The sequence below is a fragment of the Bacillus sp. TH13 genome (assembly GCF_016651175.1).
In the GTDB taxonomy this organism is placed as follows: Bacteria; Bacillota; Bacilli; order Bacillales; family Bacillaceae_G; genus Bacillus_A; species Bacillus_A thuringiensis_S.
The window spans coordinates 4,230,223-4,255,201 of sequence record NZ_JAEKEJ010000025.1 but is presented as its reverse complement, the minus strand read 5'-3'; the positions used below and the strand labels follow the sequence as shown (position 1 = coordinate 4,255,201).

Genomic DNA, 24,979 nt, shown 5'->3' with positions numbered 1-24,979 from the left:
AATTGTTAGTGATTCTATCGAATGTATAGTCAAATAAATTCTAATCATACAAAAAAGGAAGTTGGAATCATTCCAACTTCCTTTTTTCTTTAATTAGCCGCACTTAATTTAATTCTAAGTTTTGTCTCACCTAAAGAAAGTTCATCGTCTTCGTTCGTTAAGTGACCAAATGTAAATTGTTTAACGAGTAAGTTTTCTTCCAATAAATCTTTATGGTTCGTTAACGTTCGTTGTAGTTCTTCTTCTGTATCGAGAATAACATCGACTCGTAAATTAACTGGTAAATTCAACAGCTTACGATATTCTTGAACCGCACGAATGAATTCACGCGCTACTCCTTCTTGTAACAATTCTTCCGTTACATTCGTATCTAACATAACTGTATATTGTCCGTTAGTCGTATTAGAGAATCCTGATTTTGCAACTTTCTCAACTAACACATCTTCAGTAGTTACAACTACTTCTTCTCCTGATGTTGCTTCATAAACTGCTCTTTCTGTAGATACAAAGTGTTGTACTTCTTCTTGTGATAATTGTTTTAGCCAGCCATTTAATTCATTCACATTTTTACCAAACTTCGGCCCCGCTGTTTTAAAATTCAGCTTTAATTGATAGGATGTGTATTTTGTTTCATCGAGTTCAACATGGAACGCTTTTACATTTAACTCATCCATAACAATATCACGATAAGATTCCCAATCCATATCATTCTCATTATGCTCAAGTAATACAAGTTCCGCTAACGGCTGTTTTACTTTTAAAGAATGCTGGTTACGGTTACTTCTTCCAAGTTCAACAACTTGTAAAACAGCATCCATCTCTGCTTCTAATTTCGGCTGAAGTAGTGATTCATTTACAACTGGATAATCGGCTAAATGAACGCTACTTCCTTCTAAATTTAGATGAATATCTTCCGCGACAAACGGTGTAAATGGTGCAATTAATTTACTAATTGTTACAAGCACTTCATGAAGTGTCTCATACGCAGCTGCTTTCTCAGCGTTCATACCAGATTCCCAGAAACGATTACGTGAGCGTCTTACATACCAGTTACTCACTTCATCTACAAGTGCTGCAATTTCACGAGCTGCATTCGTAAATTGATAATCATCAAGTGCTGTTCTCACTTTTTTCGTTGTACTATGCAATCTTGATAATACCCATTCGTCTAATTTCGTACGCTTTACATCATACGTTTCTTTCGGGTTATACTCATCTAAATTTGCATATAAAACGTAGAAGCTATACACATTGACTAATGTATCTACAAATTTAGATTTCGCTTCCAGTACAGTTCTTTCAGAAAAACGCTTCGCATTCCACGGAGCACTATCAACAAGTAAAGCCCATCTTAGCGCATCTGCACCAAACTTATCTACTAAATCAACTGGATCTAGTGCATTCCCTTTACTTTTAGACATTTTCTGTCCCTCTTCATCTAAAACATGCCCTAGTGATAACACTCGTTTATACGGTACTTTTCCTGTATACAGTGCTGATACTGCTAATAAACTATAAAACCAGCCGCGTGTTTGATCAATTCCTTCTGCAATTACATCTGCTGGAAACTGTTCTTCAAATAACTCTTTATTTTCAAATGGGTAATGATATTGTGCAAATGGCATGGAACCACTATCAAACCAAACATCAATTACTTCTGGTGTACGATCCATTGTGCTTCCGCATTTCCCGCAGCAGACTTGCACTTCATCTACATAAGGCTTATGCAATTCCAAATCTTCCGGAGTTTCTTTCGTACTATGCTTTCTTAATTCGGCAATGCTTTTCGGTGCGAACTGATTATCACAACTTTCACATTCCCATACATTCAATGGCGTTCCCCAATATCTATTTCGGCTAATATTCCAGTCCACCATATTTTCTAAAAACTTACCAAAACGTCCATGTTTCATATGATCCGGATACCAAATAACAGAATCATTATTTTGTAAAAATGTATCTTTAATTGCAGTTGTTCGGATTAACCAACTTTCTCCTGCATAATAAAGTAGTGGTGAATCACAGCGCCAGCAATGCGGATAGCTATGTTCATATTTTTCTTTATGATATAGTAAACCTTCCTTCGCTAAATAACGAACGATATCCACGTCACAATCTTTTACAAATTTTCCTTTCAAAAATGGTACTGCTTCTGTATACTCACCTTTTTCATCTACAACGTGCAAGAATGACAATCCTTCACTTTGAACGACTCTATAGTCGTCCTCTCCATATGCTGGAGCAATATGAACAAGTCCTGTACCACTATCTGCCGTTACAAAATCTGCTGCGATAACGCGGTAACCATTTGTAACTTCTTTCATTGGAAATGGCGCTGTATAAGATGTGTTTAATAATTCTTCGCCTTTATGAACAGATAATACTTCATAGTTCTCTTTTAATACTTCTTGTACACGTTCTTTCGCAACAATGTATACATGACCTTCTTGTTTTGCTTTAACATATTCCATATTTGGATGTACAGCAAGCGCAACGTTTGCTGGAAGTGTCCAAGGCGTTGTTGTCCAGCCTAAGAAATACTCATTTTCACTATCTTTCACTTTAAACTTCACAGTTGCACTTAAATCTTTTACTGTTTTATACCCTTGTGCAACCTCGTGTGAGCTCAATGAGGTTTGGCAGCTTGGGCAGTATGGTGAAACTCTATGTCCTTTATATAACAATCCTTTTTCATGGATTGTCCCCAAAATATGCCATACACTTTCGATATATGGATTCTTTAAAGTTACATATGGATCATCCATATCTACCCAATAACCAATACTTTCAGTGAATTCACGCCACTGCTTTTCATATGTGAAAACACTCTCTTTACACTTCTTAATAAACGGCTCAATTCCGTACTCTTCGATTTCATGTTTACCAGAAATACCGAGTTGCTTCTCAACACCTAGTTCTACAGGTAAACCGTGTGTATCCCATCCTGCTTTTCTTACTACTTTATAACCAGCCATCGTTTTATATCTTGCTACTAAATCTTTAATTGCCCGACCAAGTGCATGGCCGACGTGTGGTAAACCGTTCGCCGTTGGTGGTCCTTCATAAAACACAAACGATTGCGCGCCTTCTCGATTCTGAATTGATTGTTCAAAAATGCTTTGTTCGTTCCACTGCTTACGAATGCGTGTTTCTCTCCCTACAGCTGACTCTTTTACATCTACTTTCTTCATCTACAATCACTCCTTTGAATGTTTTAAAAGCACACAAAAAAACCGCCCCTATGAAGTAGGGACGGGTTTACCCGCGTTACCACCCTAATTCTATTAGCTTTTCACTAATAGCGCTTAGCAACGTACTATCATACGTGTTCTTTGTAACGGTAGACATCCGTCCGGGCTTACTCACTTTCAGCCTCGGCTCCTCGGAGATGATTTTCAAATAACGTCTGCCCACCGGCTTTCAGCAATATACCGGTTCTCTGGAGAACAGTTCACTATTTTACTCTTTCTCGTCTTCAGATTTGTATACTTTGTTAAAAGTTATTTTATGCCATTTGGCAACTAATTGTCAACTAATTCAAAATATATTCTTATCCCCTACTCTTATACAGTTACTTTTCAAATTCTCGCAACGCTGCTAAATTTTCATCATCCTCAATAAGTTCAGCAAAGAATCCCGATTCATCCTCACGAAGGACAATTTCAAGCTCTTCCTTCGCATCTTCATTTCTATTCAACTGTGCTAAATAACAAGCACGATCGTATCTCGCTAACAAATTACTCGCATCAATTTTTAATGCTTCATTTGCTATTTTCTCTGCCTTTAGTGTTTGGCCGGCACCATGATAAGAAGATGCTAAAGAAAGAATCATTGCTGTTTCATTTGGATGATGTATAGAAGCATTTTCTAATACTTGAATTGCCTCTTCAAACTTTTCTTGACTTTGATACATTTCTCCTAAAGCAAGAAATGCTCTACTTACAAACGGTGTTTGCTCTGTTAATTGTAAGATAATCTTTTCTGCTTTTCTTTCTTCCCCTGCTTTAAATAATACTTGTGCTTGCAGAAGAAGAGTATCATAATCATCTGGTAGTTCTCGAACCATTTGCTTCGTTAATTCCAAAGCATCTCTTAACATATCTTCTTCCTCGCACTCAACGAAAAGATTTACAAGTTGCTTCGCTACTTCATAATCCCATTTATTTTCTAGTGACGTGTGCAGAATCTCTATTGCTTCTATATTCATCTCTACATTCTCATAAAATAGCGCAAATCGCTGTGCTGCCATACTATTTTTCGGATTTAACTTTAAAGAGATTTCATATAAATCAATTATCATAGTAACCATTGAAATTTCTTTCGCACGATTTTTCATACGATAAAAAGCTCTCGTAATGATAGATCGTTTCGGCTGTTCATGCAGCTGGCGTTCAATCCATATTTCCGTAACCGCAGCTGCAGCATACATGAATGCTGTACTTCTTTCTGCTTTTTTCACCTTTAATGTATGAAGAAAATCTCGTATGTTAGACAATTTTTTATGTTGCTCTACCGCTTTTACATAAACATCAAATATACGTTCATTATCAAAATCTTTTTGTATTACTTTCATTGCAACTTCAATTGCTTTTACATTTCTTTTTTTCACTAATACTTTTGCATAATGATATAGAACTTCTATATGCTCACCATCTAATTGTAGCGCGTATTCAATCTGTGCTTGTTCTTTATCTATTTCATTCATCGCACCATGCACATATGCAATCGCATCTAAACGCCATATTTCAGGTACTTCGTCCGCTAATCGTTCTAGTTCAGTCAACAATTCTTCCTGAAGATTCATATCTACTGAAAGCTGTGCCAAATATTCCATATTAATATGCAACGGCTCTTCTTTCATCGCCTGAACCATATGACTTTGTTCTTTAGAACGGTTTTCTTCTTTTTCGTATATTTCCGCAAGCTGTAAATGTACACCAACGAAATTCCCATCAAACTCTAAACATGTTTCATACGCTTGTTTTGCTTCCGTCAATTGCCCTAATGCCATAAGTGTTTCACCAATTCGGTAATACGGTAATGCCGTTTCCTTTTGTTCTATCGCCTTATTATATCTTTTCATCGCTTGGCCGTACTGTCCAATAGATTCATATAAAATACCTGCATAACAACCGTATTCACTTACTTCATTTCTTTCTTTGTGTAACGTTCTTAAAAACGCTATACCTCGTTGTACAAATTCCGTTCCTTTAATCCGATTCACATATTCATCTAACGCACTTGCTACATTATAATCACTTTTCTTTATACCATTTTCTAACTTAGATAGCGCTACTTTAAATCCTTCTTCATTTCCACCAAGTTCAAGTTCAGCATCCCATAAAACCATTCCTGCATTCATGAGGAAATCTTGGCTCTTTTCAATTTGCTTCTCAAGACCAAGAATATATTCTTTTGCTTCCTTGTATTGTTCTCTTGCCATATAAACTTGTGTAAGTCCGAAGTGAGAATAAACATCATCATTTTCTTCTAAAGCACGCTTATACAATACTTCTGCTTCTTCCAAGCTATCATTTTGAAAATGATAGTCACCTAATTTTACGTAAAGAGGTGCTTTATCATCACAATTCTCAATACCGTTTAATAAAATTTCTTTCGTACTTTCCTCATCCTTCAAATCAGATTCGTATATTTCCGAAAGTTTCGTATAAATGTAAGGTGCATTACTATCCAAATGAATCGCTACTTTAAGCCCTTTTATTGCTAAATATAATTTTCCTAGTTGATGTGCACATCTCGCTCGTTCATACCATACATGTGCTTCATATTTATACTCTTTTAACAAGTCATTAAAGATTTCATATGCTTCTTCATATCTTTCTAAATCTATTAATATTAAACCGTGATTCGTTAAAGTGAATCTTTCAGGACTACGCTCTAACGCAACTTGAGAGTATTGCAATGCTTTTTCAGATTGATCAATATACATATAGGATAAAGCGAGAAAACTCCAAGCAATCGGCTGATCTGCATCTAATTGTAATGATGAACGAAAGCTTGAAATCGCTTCTATATAACTTTCCTGCTCAAAAGCATATCTTCCATTTATCAAATGATATAATGCACGATTATTTTTCTTCTCAACGCTTGTCAGCATTTGCTCGGCTTTCTCTACTTCCTGAAGACGAATAAAACACTGTGCACCATGCAATTTAACAAAGTCCGAGTTCGGAAACTTTTCCATTAACTTATCGATACAATATAAAATAAATTCTTTATCTACTTCAACATCTAAGTGCTTTATCGTATATAACCACGTATTTGGATTATCGCTCGTTTCTTTTAAAAATTGTACTAAGTTACTAATTCCCTCTTTGTCATGTTCATCTAAATGATCCGTAAGAGAAAAAATAGATTTAAAATAACGATTTTCTTCCTCACTTAGAAACGCTAGTTGCGCCTTCTTTTCTTTCGGAACAAACGTGATTGCTAAACAGCCTGTATAACGATATTTTTCTTGTAATTTACTATATTCCACAAGCACTGGTTCTATAAAGTTTGGATCTTGAACATAGAAAGCTTGCAATGTATCATCATATCCAGATAGAACTTGTACGTGTGAAGCATGCTCAATATCTATACTTAATAAAACAGGAATTCCTTCGTCAATCAGTCTCTTATAATTCTCTTCATTCCCTTTAAAATAACGATACTCATAACCTAATTCTTCTAAATAAGAAACAGTATCTGAAAACTTCGATCCTGTCATATCAAAAATAAACTCTGCTATTTCATCTTGTGTACGTTTCTCTCCCCATATACGCAACATCATCTCTAAACTTGTCGGAACGCAATAATTATCCTTTTGTACAATAGGAACTATCGGCAAGTGAGCTTTTTTCCATCCGGATTTTTTTCTAAATTATGATATAAAGATTCTTTTAAACTCTTTTCTTCTTTTAATAGCTTTTGTAAATCTGCAAACTTATTCATTTTGTACAACGCTTCTGCACGTAAATGTACAAAGTAAGTGTTATAAGCATGATATGGCAGCTGAGTATTTATGTTATCTATTACCGCTAACATTTCTTCATATTGCTCTAAATCTAATAAATACTTTACCTTCTCAAAATGAAAATATGGTACTTGTGGAAACTTTACAATCGCATCATCAATTAACTGTATTGCACGTTTTTGTTCCCCTTTATTCGCATACAATTGTGATAATAAATAGGTAGATAACTCTTCACAATCTTCATGCTGTATGCCAACAATAAATTGTTCTTCCGCTTTCTCCCATTCACCTGTATGCATATAAACGTAGCCCCATTTATCAAAGACTGCACGTGTACTGTACTCCTCTGCTTTTTGCATATACATTAGCGCTTCTTCGTTTCGTTTCATTTCTAAAAGACATCGTACTAACGTAAAATATGTTTTCGCTAAAAAATCTGCATCTATTTCTTCTTTACCTAACTCTTCTAAAGAAGATTTTAACAACTGCTCTGCTTCAAGAATTTTTCGCTCATCAATTAACTCATCACAATATAAAGAGAGCGTTCTCATATTTGGGAATTTTTTATAAGCGTAGCGAATGAGAAATGAACTGTATTGGTGCATAAGCCCTTCATCAGTAAGGCGAATTAATATATCAAACTCCTTATGTGAAGGAATATTGGCAAGCCAATTCTTCACATAGGATAAAGTATTCGTTTCTTTTATATATGCAATTTCATTATTTATTTCCTGTAATCCGTCTACAAATCTCTTATCTTTCAAACACGCTTCTAACTGCTTAAAATCTAGCATGCATTCACCTCGAATTTATATTTAAACTGCTACTTGCTTAGATTTTACACACCATATAGTATGTATTCAACTAAAATCTCTTATAATGGATGGTATTAATTAATATTATTCAAATTTATAACAAAATATAGTAAAAACGATTGCTTTTCTCTGTATTTTGTTTGATTATATGGAATAACGTAACATGCGGTTTTAATCTTGTAGAAGCTGAAATTAGTACATAAAATTATATCGACCAATTCTTAACATATATCAGCGATTATATGTCGAATATCGATTTATCGACATTAAACGACAACCCTTATATATCCTACCCTTTAACATACTATGTCACCAAATGTAATTTTCATATTCGGAGCGTACACTAAAGAAGAATGCGCATGAAATATTTTAAAAAATCGTAGTTCAGCTTCATATTGAGCTAGCGCATTATCATATGTTAATCCTTTGGATATTAAACGTTCTATAAATTGCTGCTTATCACCTGGATTCCCTGCAATCCCCTCTTCTTTTAATGAATGATACAAACTTTGTTTATCATTATGGTGCATATTAGAATCTAAAAAGTTCACTTTATCACTTACTCTACACTCAATATTTTTAACACCTAATTCACTTAAATACATCGGTATTTTCATACCAATATTTCCATCTTTTCCACTTCTCTGCGTGTCACTTTCAAATAAATTCTGCAAAATGCCTAGCTGGATAATTTCCGATTGGTTCTCTCCATCCAAAGTGTATGAAGACATATTTGATATCCAATGTGGTTCAAAACAGATTATTTTCCCGCCACTTTTAACTGAATGAATCATTTTTTGTAGCATCGTTTTTGGTGAACTCATATGTAATAAGAAGGCATGACAAATTGCTATATCGTATGTATCGTTCAATTCAATTTCTATAGCATCTCCTTCAAGAAATTCTGAATCATACGGAAGTAAACGAAACAACTCCCTCGCTTCAGCTAATAATGTTTCTCCACTATCAATACCTGTATACTTTGAACCTTCTGGGAGTAATGGCATTAATACTAACCCTAAATAACCATATCCACAACCGTAATCAACGATATGTACAGGCTTAGTAATCTTCCAAACTGTATCTACTAAAAAGCTTACATAATCGTCATTATAATATAAATCTCTCGTGTTTTTTAAATATGTTAGTTTATTGTTCCAATCATACGTTTCCAACATCTAACGCCTCCTTTTATATACAAAACTAAAGTTCTCTATATAATAGCCGTATTCCTACACTTTTCTTAAAATTTCAAAGCAAAAAAGCTAGTGTATTTTTAATAATTCACTAGCTTTTTATTTGGAAGAAAAATTTAACAAGTACAATCACAATCAAAACAATCCGTACAGTCTAAATCGTCACAATCTACTTTTCTCTTTCTTTTGTTTCTCTTAAGATAATAATACAGTAGCCCAAACAATAGTATACAAATAACAAAAGCTATTATTGCTTCTGTATACTTATTTTGAATCATAAAACCAATTCCACTTCCACCTGAAATAAAAATTAGAATTAAGTAAATCCAGAACATCTATGTAAATACCTCCATTACTATATATCTTAAGATAATATCCATATAACACTAGATGAAATGAATAATCCCATACCATTACCGCTTAATACACCAGTAGTTATTCTTAGCAAATTTGAGCTACTTCTCCATTTCCACTTTTGGGTGAACCCATCGATAAGTAAAGGAATTTGAGCGAAAAATGATAGTATGATTGCCAAAAGAAGTGAAGGTGTCATATAAAAATAAATTGGAAACATTAAAATACCAATAAGCATGCCTGTACAACGCGCACATAAAGGTATGTACTTTTGTAGTTTAAGAAAACTCCTATCTAACCTTCTATGACAAGGAATTTGTAAAATAAAAGTTCGAATCAATATGAATCACCCTCTCTAATAAGATTTTAATTGATTTTGCAAAAAAATTATATATCCAATAAAAAAACAAACCAGGTTTATACTAGACCCAGTTTGTCAGTTTACTACTATGTTACATCTCCTCAGGTGCCTCCACCCCAAGTAAACGTAATCCTTCTTCTAATACAACCGTCACAGCATAAACCAATGCGAGTCTGCTGTCTTTTTCTTCGCTCTCTTCTAATATACGAACATTACCGTAATATTTATTGAATGATTGTGCTACATCTAATACATATTTCGAAATAATAGATGGCTCATTTTTATTGAAAGCTGCTTCAATTACTTGAGGGAATTTATTAAGTAATTTTACGACACTCCAGCTATGATCATCTTTTAAAGCAAACGTACATGTTTCAAATTCTACACTTTCTTTTCTTAAAATAGAGCACGCACGTGCATGTGTGTACTGTACGTAAGGTCCTGTTTCTCCTTCAAATTTCAGCATATTTTCTAATGAGAATTCGATATTGTGCATACGCTCATTTTTTAAATCGTGGAAGATGACTGCACCAACACCGACTTGCTTTGCTACTTCTTCTTTCTGTTTTAAGTTTGGGTTTTTCTCTTCAATATTTTGTTTTGCAAGTTCGATTGCTTCCTCAAGTACTTCTTCGAGTAAAATAACTCTTCCTTTACGTGTGGACATTTTCTTACCGTCTTTTAAAATGAACCCAAACGGTACATGTTCCATGCCATCAACCCAAGTGTAGCCGAGCTTTTTTAATACAGTAAAAAACTGATTGAAGTGTAAGCTTTGTTCTGGACCAACAACATATAGCGCTTTATCAAACCCATAAGTGTTTTGACGATATAAAGCTGCCGTTAAGTCACGCGTTGCATAAATCGTCGCACCATCTGATTTTCTAATTAAGCAAGGCGGCATTCCTTCTTCTTCTAAATTAACGACTAATGCGCCTTCTGATTCTTCAAGCAACTCATGCTCTTCTAAAATCCCAATAAAATCTTCCATTAAATTATTATAAAATGCTTCTCCCTGAAAATTAGTAAATTCTACGCCGAGAAGTTCATAAATGCGAGAAAATTCTTTAAGGGACTCATGACGGAACCAATTCCAAAGCTCTACCGCTTCTTCATCACCTTCTTCTAATTTCTTAAACCAAGCACGTCCTTCTTCTTCTAGTTCTTCGTCGTCTTTTACCTCTTCATGGAATTGAACATATAACTTAAATAGCTCACGTATTGGATCTTCTTTAACTACTGCTTCATTTCCCCATTTTTTATAAGCCGTAATTAACTTTCCAAACTGTGTTCCCCAATCTCCTATATAATTAATCCCTACAACTTCATAGCCACATTTTTCAGCAATATGTTTCAGCGAATTTCCTATCATTGTAGAACGTAAATGCCCCATCGAAAAAGGTTTCGCGATATTAGGAGAGGAATAATCAATTACTACTGTTTTTTCACAGCCAAAGTGGTTTTGACCGAACTCTTCTTTCTCCGCTAAAACCGTTTTTAATACTGCATCACTTACAGTTTCACGATTGAAAAATACATTTACATAAGGACCAACGGCTTCTACTTTCGTAAAAAACGGATCATTTAATTTCTCAGCAACTTCCTTTGCGATAATAGCTGGTGCTTTTTTATATTGCTTCGCTAATGAAAAGCATGGGAACGCTGCATCTCCAAATTCATCTTGTTTCGGTGTTTCAATTAAATCTAAAATTTGTTTTTGCGTTAATTCATTCGTGAAAATATTAGATAAACTTTCCGCAAACTGCATTTTATAATCCATGATTTAACCTCCTTATTTTTTAAAACACAAAAAACTCGTCTCTAGAAAAGAGACGAGTTTTAACCCGTGGTACCACCCTTGTTGTTCGTTACGAACCACTTTCCCGTTTATAACGAGGACAGGGGGCCTCGGCTTTCTCTACTATTCGTTCAAGAAGCATCTCCGAAGTGCGCTTCATCTTTTTCTTTCGTACTAGGCTCACACCATCCCTAGCTCGCTTTCCTTCTAAAAAAGACTACTCTCTTCATCACAGACAGTATATTTAATTAATTATTGCTTATTATACATCTTTTCAAACAATTAGCAAGGGTCAATTACACCAAAGTGAAACTTAGCACTTTTTCTTTTGTATACGTGAAAATTGTGTTTTTCAAATCTAGAACTACGGAAATGATCTTTTAATACGACACGTTTTCTCGCCACTCGCTTCGCCTCCGCAATTGTTTCATCAGTAATATCATGATACAAAGCGAAGTGTTTTAATCCTTTAATTCCGTCAGATTCTATGACAGTTTCTTCAAACATCGGATCAAGGTAAACGACATCGTAACTATTATCTTCACATTGCGCTAAAAATGAAAAATGCTCCGTTTGCTTTACTTGGATTCTTTGCATTGCTTCATCGATTTCAGAAACAGATGAAGACCATGTTTTCAAACCATTTCTCATGATATAAGCCATATATTCATTACCTTCAAGTCCTGTTACTGTTCCAATTTCACCAACAACATAACTAGCTACAATACTATCTGATGCCATACCGAGCGTACAATCTAACACTGTCATTCCGCTCTCTAATTTAGCAGCTTGTACAAACGGATCGTGTTCTCCACGCATTAACCTTTTCACACGAAACATCGCTGAGTTCGGATGAAAGAAAAATGATTCTTCCGTACCTTTCGGATAAATAGCTAATCGGTTCTTTCCTACGACAAGTACATCTTGTTCATACTGCTCATGTAATTTATGTACTGGTATTTCATTACGTTTAACGAATGAACGATTTAATTCTGCGGCTACCTGCTTTGCATAATCTGTCATTTCTTTATTCGTTCTTCCTGCTGTTGTTACTATCATTGTTTCACCTCTATATAAAGAAAAGAGGGAGATTTACTCTCCCCCTTCTTTAGCAATTCTTTTCGAAAGCTTGCTCTAAGTTCGTAATAATTTCGTCCATAGTTGCACCTTCAATTTCATGACGGTGAATGAAGTGAACAACTTCTTTTCCATTTAATAATGCCATAGATGGTGAAGATGGAGGAATTTCTCCGAAGTATTCACGCATTTTTGCAGTAGCATCTTTATCTTGACCTGCGAATACAGTTACAAGATGATCCGGTTGTTTTTCAGCACGAACAACCGCTTGACCTGCTGATGGACGTGCTAAACCAGCTGCACAACCACAAACAGAGTTTACAACTACTAAAGTTGTACCTGATGTATTTTCCATAAATTCTGTTACAGCTTCTTCTGTAGTTAACTCTTCAAACCCAGAACGCACTAACTCTTGGCGCATTGGGATTACCATTTGGCGCATGTATTCTTCATAAGCATTTGACATCTTGTAATCTCTCCTTCAACTTTCATTCCAAATTCATCATATCACGCTCTATTAATAGGTGCAAAAGAAAGATAACGATGATTTCATTTTTTTGTAGGGATTTCACAAACCCCACCGCGGCAATGTCCCACTGGAACAAGTTTTCTATTGTTAGCGATATAATCGTATACTTTACTTCCAAAACCAAGTACGATTGATAACTTTATAAAAGGAACGGCAAACCAATAAGATGGAACGGCCTTTGCTAGTACATCTATGCTCTGAATGCCGTCATACCACTTATTATTTTTAAAAATATACAGTCTTTGTTCCATCTTACTTTGTAGTTCTTGAGAAAGCTCATACTTCTCAACTACATCTTCATCTCGAAATGAAACAAATTTCATCTTACCTTTTTTATCTAATTTTTTCGTACGTTCTGCAACCGCCGTACACATCGGACACCAACTATCATAGAAAACAATCATACATTATTCCCCTTTACGAGACTCCGTCATTTGTTTCCATACAGAACCTTTTGCTTCTTCTCCGCCTTCAATACGCTCTAATGCTAGACGCGCTTGCATCGCTACTTCAAACTCTGGATCATCTTGCGCTGCTTTTAATGCTGGAATCGCACTTTCATCTCCAAGCTCAAATAAGAACATCGCTGCACGCCAGCGTACTAATTTACTTGAATCTTTCAGAGATTTAATCATAACGAACATCGCTGCTGGATCACCTACGTCTGATAAGCAATCGCCTGCTGTACGGCGAACACTTACTGAACGATCTAATAACGCTTTATATAATAATGGCAATACTCCATCACCTTTTACCATACCTAAATACGCTGTTGCTAAACGGCGTATTGAAACTTTTTCATCATCTAACGCCATCTTCAACACTGGCATATCTTCTTCAGTAGGATCCATTTGTTCTAATGCTGCAAAACGGTTTTTCCAGTCAGAATCTTTCATCATCTCTTCTGTTACTTTATATGGCTCACGCTTTTGAATCGTTACTTCAACAGCCCCTGCTTGATTTAATAATTCTTTAACCGTTTCATTTACACGTTCTTCTGAATATGCAGCAACAATCTCTTCCACTACTTCTTTCCCAATTTCTTCAAAATTACCGTAACGTGTACTTTGTTCTACCCATTTACGCTCTTTTACAACGTTTGGTGCAGACATTTGTACTTTCATAATTGATTCTTTGAAACGATCTGGTAAGCCAACACGTTCTTCCGATGTTCCATCTGTTAACTTTACTTGCATTGGAATTGTAAAGAACATTTGAACAAACACTTTCACTTCTCCAAAATGAGCAAGTTGTTGTTCTTCACTTTCTTCCACTACTTCTTCGCCAAAAACAGCACGAACTTGTTGTAATAAAACTTTCCAGTCATACTTTGCATTTCGCTCGACTGCTAAAAAGTCAGCTACATGATACACACCTTTAATACCTTCAATTTTCAAAATTTCTTGCACTTGCATTGGTGCTTGTTCTTTATTTTCATTTGTATAATTATTACGCGCTCCTGATGGTAATACTTCATTCAAAATAACTTTCATTGTATTTGGACTTGGCGTCGGTTCAATTGCTTTAATCTTCACGTAAAAAACTCTCCTTTATTGCTTGTTCTTAGCTGTATTGTAACATGTTATTACTCTATACTCCTACTCAGGTGCTTAATTTTACTACTTTCTTCCCGCTACCATACTATTTCATTCTTTTTACATTTTAAATTAGGAATGGGATTTTAAAAGCTTTCGTTTCCAATGATTTTTATTTTTTATCCATTTCTTGAGGTACCGCCAGTATAAAAAAAAACACGCTAAGCAAAAAATATAATAAGCTGTCCATATGGACAGCTTATTTACATAATTTTCGTTAGCGGAAGTTGATTTATAAAAAATGTTCCAAGTATTTTCAATTTCTTTTTAAAAGATATCTTTCACGGGAACCGTAATTTTGCTCAGCTTGAAAATATGCAAGTTTGTCTGGGACACATGAAATGATAGAAGATAAACCATAAAAAGCTATTTTTTCTACCGCAATGTGTAAAGGTAAGTGTTTACCGTCTATATCTTCGTTTAAGGACATAACATAACAGTTATCCTCGGCACCATGATTTTTTAATAGTTGTAGGAGTTCGTCGATGTTAGCTATACGTTGTGTGATGCTTACGATGTATTTCTCATTCAAGGCAACGCTGTAGTTATGATTTAAACGCCATAAGGCATCTCTTCTTTTTTTAGGAGAAAATAATTCAAATAGAACCCTGTCACGTAATCTCTTAGAAAAAAATTTTTTGACAAATGCTTCTTCATATTCTTTGTCCATATATAGTCCTCCGAGTAAATGATTTCTTTAAGGTTGTATTCCATACTAATCAGAGGTAACCTTCTCCGTATATCATATTCATAGTTGGTTAACATAACGTCCTATTATCGGTAGCAACAAAAAGGAGGATTCCTTACTCTCAGAAGGAATCCCTTTTTTTATTTTCTATCACTCGATTCATCTTTTTATACATTTCTATCCTGTGATGGGTTTTACGGTTCTCGTTTGTTACTGGATTAGCCAAAAAACGTTATAAAATTTTGTATACTCTTTACTTGTTTTTTCAAAAAAGTTGGAGATATTCCTTCTTTAAGTTTATTAAAATACTTTCCACAATTTTTTCCGAAGCTATTACTTAAAATCACCTTTTATTACGATGCCCCCTCCCGCCTTCTCTCCAAAAAGGTAATACTCTCAATCACAACTTCAGTTCTATATATTCTCTTGCCTTGTTCATCATCGTAATTACTCGTCTGAATACGCCCTGTAATCCCAACAAGTGACCCCTTCTTACAATATTCAGTTACATTCTCAGCCGATTTTCGCCAAACGACACAATTAATAAAATCGACTTGTTGTTCACCTAAACTATTTCGAAATCCTCTATTCACCGCAATACATATTCTTGCATAAGCGACGCCTTGTTTTGTGTAGTATAATTCTGGCTCCTTTGTCAATCTACCGATTAATACAACTCGATTCATCATAAGTTATACCACCTCACATATTTTTCTTCATTGTAATGAGAAATGTTTGAATGGTAAAAAGCACAAAATGATATATCCGTAAGTAAAAAGTATTATTTTAGACCCTACAAAACAAAAAAAGAAACCATACATAGTTCAAACATGTATGGTTTCAAAATTTATTACACTTCAGTACAAGATATGTAATATCCTCCGCGAGCCATCTTTATTTCAGCACGGTACATTACATTTTCTAAGTAAAACGTAATCGGTTTAACTTTACTCTCAAATTTTAGTCTCTCATTGCACTCAGTTGCATATCCTTCAATCGCTGAAGTAATAACTTCTGATGATGGATACGTTAAAGCTTCATCTAGTTCTATGAAAAAACTTTTAGAAAATAGTTTTTTCATAATCTCCTTCTTCTCTTTCATCATATTCCATCTCCTTCAATTCAAATTGATAACATCCATATTATACCATACGTTCAATTTATCTTTGAAAATAAAAAAATCCTGCATTTTTCATGCAGGATTTTTTTATTAGTCATTTTTCGTAAAGTAAGAAACGAAACGAAGAATTTCTAAGTATAACCATACTAATGTAAGCATTAGTCCCATCGCAGTATACCACTCCATATATTTCGGAGCTTGACCACGTACACCATTTTCGATTAAATCGAAATCTAGTAATAAGTTTAATGCAGCAACTACGATAACAACTGCACTAATAATAATACCGATTGTACCACCTTGGTGAATGTATGGAACAGTTACACCAAACATATTTAGTAGGAATACGACTAAATACATAACCATAATTCCAAGTGTTGCTGCCATAACGCCTGTACGGAATTTATCCGTTACTTTTACTACGCGTGTTGCATATAACACTAACATTGCAAATAGAATTGAGATTGTTAGTAATACAGCATTTAAAACGATAGAATCGCCAAATTTCATTGTATAAACTGCTGAAATACTTCCTAACACAACCCCTTCTACCGCTGCATAGATTGGTGCACCAAAAGGTGAAATACGTGGGAAGAACATAGACGCAAATGCGATGATTGCCGCAACGATTAAAGCACCAATTAATACTGGCATCTTCATCGTCCCCTGCATCATCTGTATGTATGAATAGACAGACGTTGCAAGTAGCAAGATAAGCATAATGAACGTTTTGCCTACTGTTCCGCCAATCGTCATCGCAGAAGCGCTTGCTCCCTCTTTACGGAATGCCTCTTTTTTCAACATTGGATTAGATGTTCTCATTTTTTCCCTCCTAAAATAGGTTCTACCAATAGTGTAAAGTTTTTCTCTTTACTTTTCAATATATGCAGCTTGTTTTTATTTTAATCCTTCAATGATGTCTGATAGTTCACTCCATCTTTCCATCTTTTTTTCTAGCTCTTCTTCTGTTTTCTGCTGTGCTTCAGATAATTCTTGTGCCTTTGTGAAGTCAGATCCAACTTTCGCAAGTTCTTCTCCAATTGACTCAATTTTCTCTTCAAGTTCGGCAATTGTATCTTCAATCGTTTCCCATTCACGCTGCTCATTGTATGAAAGTTTACGTTTACGTTGTTGTTTTGGAGCTTCTTCTACAACTTTTTTCTCTTTTTGAACTTCCGCTTTCTCCATAAGTTCTCTCGTTTTTTCCATTTCTAAATAATCTGTATAACTACCTAGGAACTCACGCACTCCGCCTCCGCCAGTAAAGATGAACAGTTCATCTACTACTTTATCTAAGAAGTAACGGTCATGCGATACAGTTAAAACGACACCTGGGAAATCTTCTAAATAATCTTCTAGTACTGTTAATGTTTGTGTATCTAGATCGTTCGTAGGTTCATCAAGTAAAAGTACGTTTGGTTCTCCCATTAAAATACGTAATAAATATAAACGTCTTCTTTCACCACCAGATAGTTTACCAAGCGGTGTACCATGTGAATGAGTCGGGAATAAGAAACGTTCTAACATTTGAGATGCACCAATTACTTTTCCATCTGTTGTATGAATAACCTCTGCAATCTCTTTAATGTATTCAATCATACGCTGATTTAAATTCATCTCTTCATTTTCTTGCGTATAATAAGCAACTTTTACAGTTTGTCCTACTTCAACTTCACCACTATCAGGAGATAACTTACCTGCAAGCATATTTAATAGGGAAGATTTCCCGCTTCCATTCGCCCCAATAATTCCGATACGATCACCCGGTTTCACAATATGATTAAAATTATGTAATACCATCTTATCGCCAAATTTTTTCGTTACATCTTTTAATTCAAGTACTTTCTTTCCTAGACGACTTCCACTTAGTGCAATATCAACTGACTGTTTTGCAGCTGGTCCTTCTTGTTCCTTTAGCTCATCAAAACGCTGAATACGCGCCTTTTGTTTCGTAGAACGGGCTTTTGCACCACGACGAATCCAAGCAAGTTCACGACGATATAAATTTTGGCGTTTCGATTCTTGTGCCAATTCTTGCTCTTCACGAAGTGCTTTCGCTTCTAAAAATGTACTATAGTTTCCTTCGTAGCTATATAGTTTACCATTATCTAATTCAAAAATACGGTTCGTCACACGATCTAAGAAATAACGATCATGGGTTACAAGTAATACCGCACCTGTATATCTTGCTAAATATTCTTCTAACCATTCAACTGTCTCATGGTCAAGATGGTTCGTAGGCTCGTCTAAAATTAATAAATCAGGCGTTTCAATAAAACATTGTGCCATTGCGATACGTTTTTTCTGTCCACCAGATAAATTCCCAACAATTGCAGTGAAGTCCGTAATTCCTAATTTCGTTAAAAGAGATTTCGCATTTGCATTTGCTTCCCATGCACTCATTGCATCCATACGTTGCTGCACTGCAAATAATTGTTCCTGTACTTTTTCATTACTTGGATCTTTTTCAATATTTAATAGCGCTTTTTCATAATCACGAAGAAGACGAATTAAAGGTGTATCACCATGGAACACTTGCTCTAATACTGTTAGTTTTTCATCAAACTCTGGTTGCTGTGATAAATAACTAATTGTATACCCACGTGAATGCGTCATATCACCTGTATCAGGAGTTTCTAATCCTGCAATAATTTTTAATAATGTCGATTTACCAGTACCGTTTACACCAATAATTCCGACACGTTGTCCTTCTGTAATACTACATGATAATCCATCAAATAACGGCTTTTCTCCATATGATTTTGATAAGTTCTCCACAGTTAACATTTTCATATTTGTGCATTCCACTCTTTCATAAATTGTTCAATAAACTGTTCCATATAACGATGACGAATTTCAGCCTCTTGTTTTGCTGCATTCGTATTCATTAAATCTTTTAATTTCAAAAGTTTTTCATAAAAATGATTTAAAGATGGATCATTATTTTTTCTATACTCTTCTTTCGTCATTTCTTCACGCGGCGGAATAGTTGGGTCATACATTAATCTGCCTTTTGCCCCGCCATATGCAAATGTACGAGCAATTCCAATTGCACCAAGAGCATCTAAACGATCCGCATCTTGAACAATTTTCCCTTCAAGTGACTCTACTGTGCCGCCATGGCCACCTTTATAAGACATATTGGCGATGATATGAAGAATATGTTTACTTTCCTCTTCTTCAACACGTAGCTCTTCTAACCAATCAGAAACTTTTTTCATTCCTGCTGCTTCACTTTCATTTAGCTTTTCATCTGCCACATCGTGAAGTAATGCTGCCATTTCAATTATAAAACGATTTCCACCTTCTTGCTCAGATAAAGAAATCGACAGTTTATGTACACGCTCAATATGATACCAATCATGCCCACTCGCATCTTTTTCTAAAATATGTTTTACAAAAGTAATTGTTTTTTGGATTTTTTCTTGTTTTGTCATTTTATCTTCACCCAGTTACTTATTGTAACACGCCCGCATTTTTTCATCACATATTTTCTTGTCCGCCCATACACTAGGTGGTAGGCATCATCATGAAGGAGGAATAAACATGTTCTATAATAATCAACCGCCTTATCCAAGGCAACCATTGTATCCTCAACAACAAGAACAGAGATACACAGAACAATACGAAGAACAAGAGTTACAACAGCAAGAACCACAATATGACGAAAACCCATATGCAACAACGCAAAATCAAGAAACTGAATTTCAACAAAATCCATATGAAACACGTCCAAATTATGAATATCCTCAAAATCCATATGCAGCACCACAAAATCAAGAACAACAATATCAACAAAATCCATATGTAGCACCACAAAACCAAGAACAACAATATCAACAAAATCCATATGTAGCACCACAAAACCAAGAACAACAATATCAACAAAATCCATATGCAGCACCACAAAACCCATACACAACTCAACCACAACAACCGCAATACCAACAACAAATGTATCAACCAAACTACGACGCACGTGTCTCACCACCTAAACCACCAACAATAGATCCAACTCAACCACAAATCTTACCACCTGGACCAACACTAGACATTACACAACCACAAATCTTACCACCTGGACCAATTACTGAACCAACACAACAACAAATTCAACAAGTTGTCGGTACACAGTTTTTACCGTTCAAGAAACCCGTACTAGATTTCGTAAAACCATGGGTAGATTACGGTTTAAATGAAGCAAAACATACATCACATGAACACGCATTAACAGAAGTTGCTGCGATTATGTTTTTAGTTGGTAAAGGCTTCAATCCGACGATTGCACATTATATCGTTGAATCTTGGGAGAAGAATGAGCAGTTTTAGGGTTGTTTATTTGATAAAATATAAAAAACACAAAAGTGCCAAACCCCTTATACCACAAGGGTTTTGGCACTTTTTAATATCTAAAACAAATTTTATTGAAATAATTATTTTTATAGATTTTCATACTTTTTTATATAGTACGTGAACATATACAGTACAAAATTACACTTTTGTATACACATTTTTAGAAACATCTTACGTTTATCAAACAATAACCAAAAGACGTACCTGCAACCTCATCATATAAATAATAGATATTAAAAAGAGGACACTATAAGCGCCCTCTTCCTTAGGTTTTAAATATGTTCTCCATGATCCATAAACACTTCAATTGCTTCGTTTTGTGGTATGTCTTTTACATTAGTAAGACCAAAAGTAAAAACAGCGGATAACATCATCATTAATAAGATTGCTTTTTTCATTTTAGCGCCCTTCTTTCTATGCTCTTTTTGTCTGCATCTAAAGCGATGTGCAAATACTTGCTTGCTTTTCTGTGATTTTCTGAACCATAGAATCTTTCACCTAAAAGAGAAGCATATTCTTTTACCCAATCATATAATTCTTCTTTTTCAAAATACGAAATACCTTCTATAACCACATTTTCTAATTCTTCTTGCGGTACATAGTTATGTACTGCTTTTAAAATTCGGAAATGATGACGATAACATAAGTCGCTAATCTTATAGCCATTCTCAATATATTCATTAGCGATATGACTATAACCTAACTTAAAATGTTCTCTTGCTAAAAGAAACATAGTTTTAGCGTTATTTTCTAATGAATCCTCTAAGTGTTTAATTGCTAACTCTGGCATGTTTTGACTTGCGTATAAAAGTCCTAAATTATGCTTAACTCGTTTAATAAGAAGTTCATCATTAGATTTTTGGAAGGTACCTAGTGCTGAAAGTAAATATTCCTCTGCACTTTCGAATTCATTTAGTCGAATGTGTGCCATTCCTAAAGTATTTAAGCATGCTGCAGTTTTTAATTCATACCCTGGACTAATTGAAAATACTTCATTCGCCTTTGTAGCAAATTGAACTGCTAGGATCGGTTTTAATACGTGATAGTAATGGACTGCAAGCCAATAATTAAATTCAGCTTTTTCAATTTCATCATGCATGTACTCTAAAAACGTTTCAGCTTTTTCAAATTGCATTCTTGCTTCACTATGGTTTGCTTTATTAATAGCGTAAATTGCTTTAAACAAATGATGATAGTACTCTAAAAATGTTTCTGTAGACTCTGGTAAAGGCTCGATTTTGTCCAGAATATCTTTTGTACTATCCATATCCCGAATTAGCAGTTTATACCGTGCATTCAATAAAGCGTAGTAGACTAATATTGTTTGGTCTTCCTTAATATTATTGATTTTATTTGCAATATCTTCTTTTATTTTCTGAGACTGTAATACACGTTGTGAAATCATAGCTTGATACCATTCGTTTAATAATTTTGTGATTTCTTCTTTAGAAATAATGTCAACACTCATCTACTTCTACCCCCTTTTGTTAAATGTTATCATGACATGCTTGTTTGCATAAATAAGTTTTTGAATATTCTAACTTGAAAAAATTATTTTTGAATATTCATGTTAACAAAATGGTCCCTTTTCAAACCTTAAAAAAGAACACATGTTTGTTTGTAGTGGAGTTAAAAAAACAAAAGTGAGGTATTACATCATGGGATATAACAGCTTTCCTGTAGTACGTGGAAGAGGTATGGTGAAATGGAATCCGTTTGCTTCAATACCGGAGCAATACGAGGAAATACATAGAATGTTTGAGGAACAATATAAAGTACCTAAACCTTTTTTAACACAAGATACTATGGAACGAATAGAAAGAGCGTTAATGCAATCTTTTCACGAGGAAGAAGAAATACATATCTCATACTATCGTGATGGAATGGTGCAAGACATGTACATAAATGTATTACATATTGAACCGATGATGAAAACTATATATTGTACAGATGCCTTTGGTTTGAATACTAAGTTTAAGTTTGATGAATTGGTGAATATAAATTAAAAGAAGCCGCCCGACAGGACTGAAGTGCCCCCCAATTGTTAGACACAGCCTAACAATTGGGGGGCACTTCACATATATAGGTGGCTTTTGTACGACAAAAAAAAGAGCTCTGCTATACAGCAGAGCAAAAGAAAAATATATAACCCTATAAAAATAATACAAATTATTGATACTTTCAAAAGACGAAATTTAAATTTCCATCACAATAATAGCTATGTTTAAGTATGAAACATTCTACCTTCACTATAGCTATGAATATTCTTATTTTAGAATTCCATAGTATCCAAATAGCTCTTTGAGAGATACCTCAATACCGAACTTCTTCAAAGAATCTTTTCTTTGTTCAAAGAGAAGTTCTAAAACTTTTTTCTTATCTTTGTCTCTTCCATAATGAATCAACCTATGACAGTTCGGACATATACTAACTATATTTCCAACAACATCTAAACTATTTTCAAAATCATGTTGCATTCTTAACGGTATTAGATGATGGGCCTCCATATAATTTTTTCGGCTGGCTTCCGATACAAATGTTTCATGTGTGTCATCTATTTCACATTTAAATTCTGCCTGTTTAATAGCTTGTTTAGCTTTTTTCGGATCACGAGGCCATACTTCCCTACCAGATTCCATTTTAGTTTTTTTTCGATTTTCCGGTTTCTCTTCTTCTGCAATCTTTACTTTACTAAAATCCGAATCAATATTAGCCTGATACATATCTTCCTCTTGCTCATCCTCAGAAAGAATAAAGCTCTCATTCAACGCTTTAATAATATTATCAATAGATTTATATTTTGCTAATTTTGTTGAATCAATATATGAATATATAAATTTAAAAGATTAAAATAAAAATAAGTACACATGTTTTATTAGGAGGTATATGTATGTCCAACAGCACTTCATGGCTAGATGAAATTATAGCAATATTAACCGAACTAGATGGAGCAGGAACACTGAATCAAATTAAAACAAAGGTTATGGAGCGTAATAAAATTGACTTGAATAGATACCAACACGAACAGTCTATAGCTGCAAGAATTAGAAAGACCATTTATCAGGTAAACTATCATAAAAACGTTCAATGGCCGCTACTAAAACTAAATCTTCTAAATGAGCAGTTTTAAGGTTGTTTATTTTTAAAAACATCAAAAATGCCAAATCCCTTATATCACAAAGGATTTGGCATTTTTAAGTATCTAGAACACGCGCTAAATTTAAGGAGAAATTAACAGACATGAGTCCGGTATAATGCCGTGTCCACACCCAAGGATCGGTTACATAAAATAACGTATCTAACCTGGGAAGTCTATTGGCCTTTTCCCCTTATAGTAACACTCTCTTCTACTAAGACCTTTTCTTTCTAGGGCCTATAATTAATTTAATCGCTGTTCTCTCTTCATTATTGATAGAAATCTCTTGAAATGCTGGAACAAAGGCTAAGTCAATACCACTTGGAGCGACGAACCCTCTTGCAATCGCAATTGCTTTAATCGCTTGATTTATAGCTCCAGCCCCAATCGCTTGAATTTCCACATTACCACTTGTTCTTAGTACTCCTGCTATTGCACCTGCGACTGAATTTGGGCTTGATTTTGAAGATACCTTTAATATATTTTCCATGTAAGTTGCTCCTTCTATTATTTAATCTCTCTTTCGTTACAATTTTAAATATTTTAGCGTATCTTTAATTACTATTCACACCAAAAACAAACGATGCTTCATATGTACATTTATTCTATATTTTCTGACATATACCTGCTCAGCTACGCAAATAAAAAAATAAACTAAATAATCTAATATACATACAATTAATAGAGTAAAGTGAAACTTTAATCAGTGGGGGTTTTGTTCATCCCCACCTAACTTCTTTGCTTTCGCTGAATTTTGAGGTGGGAGTCTTACTGCTCGGAAAATAGCGGGATAAACGTTTCCTCGTTACTTCAATCCATTTAGAAATCCCATTCATTTTTCTATCAAATTATGAACCTTATCATCTTCAAAAAGTGTTAAAGGTAATACCCCAATACTACATTTCATCATTTGACCACTTTATATTCCAAATCTATCTCCTTTTATAGTACAAGCATACACGCCAATTGTGATTCATTTTC

The 24,979-nt window shown here is 34.6% G+C and carries 22 protein-coding genes, 1 pseudogene and 2 other annotated features; of the genes and pseudogenes, 3 read left to right on the top strand and 20 right to left on the bottom strand.

Annotated features, from left to right (window positions below; all coding sequences use genetic code 11):
• Nucleotides 1-89: 89 nt before the first annotated feature.
• From ileS to JFU02_RS30265, 16 genes and pseudogenes are all read right to left on the bottom strand, one after another.
• Complete coding sequence (gene ileS / locus JFU02_RS30340) at nt 90-3,191, bottom strand: isoleucine--tRNA ligase (protein ID WP_000754893.1); 3,102 nt, start codon at nt 3,189-3,191, stop codon at nt 90-92.
• 54 nt (nt 3,192-3,245) lie between these two features.
• Nucleotides 3,246-3,485 (bottom strand) — a binding site (T-box leader).
• 86 nt (nt 3,486-3,571) lie between these two features.
• A pseudogene (locus JFU02_RS30335) lies at nt 3,572-7,770 on the bottom strand (tetratricopeptide repeat protein).
• Between the two features lie 317 nt (nt 7,771-8,087).
• Nucleotides 8,088-8,969 carry a class I SAM-dependent methyltransferase gene (locus JFU02_RS30330; RefSeq protein WP_086406082.1) on the bottom strand — a complete coding sequence of 294 codons (882 nt, stop codon included), beginning with the start codon at nt 8,967-8,969 and terminating at the stop codon, nt 8,088-8,090.
• Between the two features lie 134 nt (nt 8,970-9,103).
• Nucleotides 9,104-9,322 carry a hypothetical protein gene (locus tag JFU02_RS30325; protein WP_000498602.1) on the bottom strand — a complete coding sequence of 73 codons (219 nt, stop codon included), beginning with the start codon at nt 9,320-9,322 and terminating at the stop codon, nt 9,104-9,106.
• A 29-nt stretch (nt 9,323-9,351) separates the two neighbouring features.
• The gene (locus tag JFU02_RS30320; protein WP_000621479.1) at nt 9,352-9,681 is read right to left on the bottom strand and encodes a DUF2085 domain-containing protein; all 330 of its coding nucleotides are present in this window, start codon (nt 9,679-9,681) and stop codon (nt 9,352-9,354) included.
• Nucleotides 9,682-9,793: 112 nt separating this feature from the next.
• Nucleotides 9,794-11,482: an arginine--tRNA ligase gene (gene argS, locus JFU02_RS30315; RefSeq protein ID WP_097888580.1), complete on the bottom strand. Its 1,689-nt coding sequence runs from the start codon at nt 11,480-11,482 to the stop codon at nt 9,794-9,796.
• A 45-nt stretch (nt 11,483-11,527) separates the two neighbouring features.
• Nucleotides 11,528-11,742 (bottom strand) — a binding site (T-box leader).
• Nucleotides 11,743-11,782: 40 nt separating this feature from the next.
• Nucleotides 11,783-12,559: a class I SAM-dependent methyltransferase gene (locus JFU02_RS30310; protein WP_201072068.1), complete on the bottom strand. Its 777-nt coding sequence runs from the start codon at nt 12,557-12,559 to the stop codon at nt 11,783-11,785.
• A gap of 49 nt (nt 12,560-12,608) precedes the next feature.
• Nucleotides 12,609-13,043, bottom strand: coding sequence for a BrxA/BrxB family bacilliredoxin (locus JFU02_RS30305; protein ID WP_000063708.1), 435 nt, complete (start codon nt 13,041-13,043; stop codon nt 12,609-12,611).
• 83 nt (nt 13,044-13,126) lie between these two features.
• Nucleotides 13,127-13,510 (bottom strand): thiol-disulfide oxidoreductase DCC family protein, encoded by a 384-nt coding sequence (locus JFU02_RS30300; RefSeq protein WP_000634874.1) that lies wholly within the window; start codon nt 13,508-13,510, stop codon nt 13,127-13,129.
• 3 nt (nt 13,511-13,513) lie between these two features.
• Nucleotides 13,514-14,641, bottom strand: coding sequence for a conserved virulence factor C family protein (locus JFU02_RS30295; RefSeq protein ID WP_000692568.1), 1,128 nt, complete (start codon nt 14,639-14,641; stop codon nt 13,514-13,516).
• Nucleotides 14,642-14,957: 316 nt separating this feature from the next.
• On the bottom strand, nt 14,958-15,371 hold the full coding sequence (locus tag JFU02_RS32330) for a hypothetical protein (RefSeq protein ID WP_061665964.1): 414 nt from the start codon (nt 15,369-15,371) through the stop codon (nt 14,958-14,960).
• A 371-nt stretch (nt 15,372-15,742) separates the two neighbouring features.
• Nucleotides 15,743-16,078 (bottom strand): single-stranded DNA-binding protein, encoded by a 336-nt coding sequence (locus JFU02_RS30285; protein ID WP_000982013.1) that lies wholly within the window; start codon nt 16,076-16,078, stop codon nt 15,743-15,745.
• 161 nt (nt 16,079-16,239) lie between these two features.
• Nucleotides 16,240-16,494, bottom strand: a complete 255-nt coding sequence (locus tag JFU02_RS30280; RefSeq protein WP_097960459.1) for a DUF4318 domain-containing protein — start codon at nt 16,492-16,494, stop codon at nt 16,240-16,242.
• Between the two features lie 105 nt (nt 16,495-16,599).
• Complete coding sequence (locus tag JFU02_RS30275; RefSeq protein ID WP_001260648.1) at nt 16,600-17,331, bottom strand: Bax inhibitor-1/YccA family protein; 732 nt, start codon at nt 17,329-17,331, stop codon at nt 16,600-16,602.
• Between the two features lie 75 nt (nt 17,332-17,406).
• The gene (locus JFU02_RS30270) at nt 17,407-19,302 is read right to left on the bottom strand and encodes an ABC-F family ATP-binding cassette domain-containing protein (protein WP_201072066.1); all 1,896 of its coding nucleotides are present in this window, start codon (nt 19,300-19,302) and stop codon (nt 17,407-17,409) included.
• The gene (locus JFU02_RS30265; RefSeq protein ID WP_000165962.1) at nt 19,299-19,946 is read right to left on the bottom strand and encodes an HD domain-containing protein; all 648 of its coding nucleotides are present in this window, start codon (nt 19,944-19,946) and stop codon (nt 19,299-19,301) included. The genes JFU02_RS30270 and JFU02_RS30265 overlap by 4 nt, the downstream gene beginning before the upstream one ends.
• Nucleotides 19,947-20,055: 109 nt before the next feature.
• Here JFU02_RS30265 and JFU02_RS30260 point away from each other — a divergent pair, with 109 nt between their 5' ends.
• Nucleotides 20,056-20,838, top strand: coding sequence for a hypothetical protein (locus JFU02_RS30260; RefSeq protein ID WP_201072064.1), 783 nt, complete (start codon nt 20,056-20,058; stop codon nt 20,836-20,838).
• Nucleotides 20,839-21,134: 296 nt separating this feature from the next.
• Here JFU02_RS30260 and JFU02_RS30255 read toward each other — a convergent pair whose 3' ends face one another.
• A complete protein-coding gene (locus tag JFU02_RS30255; RefSeq protein WP_000709202.1) occupies nt 21,135-21,260 on the bottom strand; it encodes a hypothetical protein in 126 nt (41 codons plus the stop codon).
• A complete protein-coding gene (locus JFU02_RS30250) occupies nt 21,257-22,330 on the bottom strand; it encodes a response regulator aspartate phosphatase (RefSeq protein ID WP_000109862.1) in 1,074 nt (357 codons plus the stop codon). Before JFU02_RS30250 ends, JFU02_RS30255 begins: the two co-directional genes overlap by 4 nt.
• Nucleotides 22,331-22,520: 190 nt before the next feature.
• Between JFU02_RS30250 and JFU02_RS30245 the strand changes: the two genes are divergently transcribed.
• On the top strand, nt 22,521-22,868 hold the full coding sequence (locus tag JFU02_RS30245; protein ID WP_061666622.1) for a YolD-like family protein: 348 nt from the start codon (nt 22,521-22,523) through the stop codon (nt 22,866-22,868).
• 261 nt (nt 22,869-23,129) lie between these two features.
• On the opposite strand, the gene JFU02_RS30240 is transcribed toward JFU02_RS30245, so the two are convergent.
• A complete protein-coding gene (locus tag JFU02_RS30240; RefSeq protein WP_000283853.1) occupies nt 23,130-23,585 on the bottom strand; it encodes an HNH endonuclease in 456 nt (151 codons plus the stop codon).
• Between the two features lie 167 nt (nt 23,586-23,752).
• On the opposite strand from JFU02_RS30240, the gene JFU02_RS30235 reads away from it, so the two are divergent.
• On the top strand, nt 23,753-23,992 hold the full coding sequence (locus tag JFU02_RS30235; RefSeq protein ID WP_000071988.1) for a hypothetical protein: 240 nt from the start codon (nt 23,753-23,755) through the stop codon (nt 23,990-23,992).
• 220 nt (nt 23,993-24,212) lie between these two features.
• Here JFU02_RS30235 and JFU02_RS30230 read toward each other — a convergent pair whose 3' ends face one another.
• Nucleotides 24,213-24,488: a stage V sporulation protein S gene (locus JFU02_RS30230; protein WP_000427800.1), complete on the bottom strand. Its 276-nt coding sequence runs from the start codon at nt 24,486-24,488 to the stop codon at nt 24,213-24,215.
• Nucleotides 24,489-24,979: the final 491 nt, after the last annotated feature.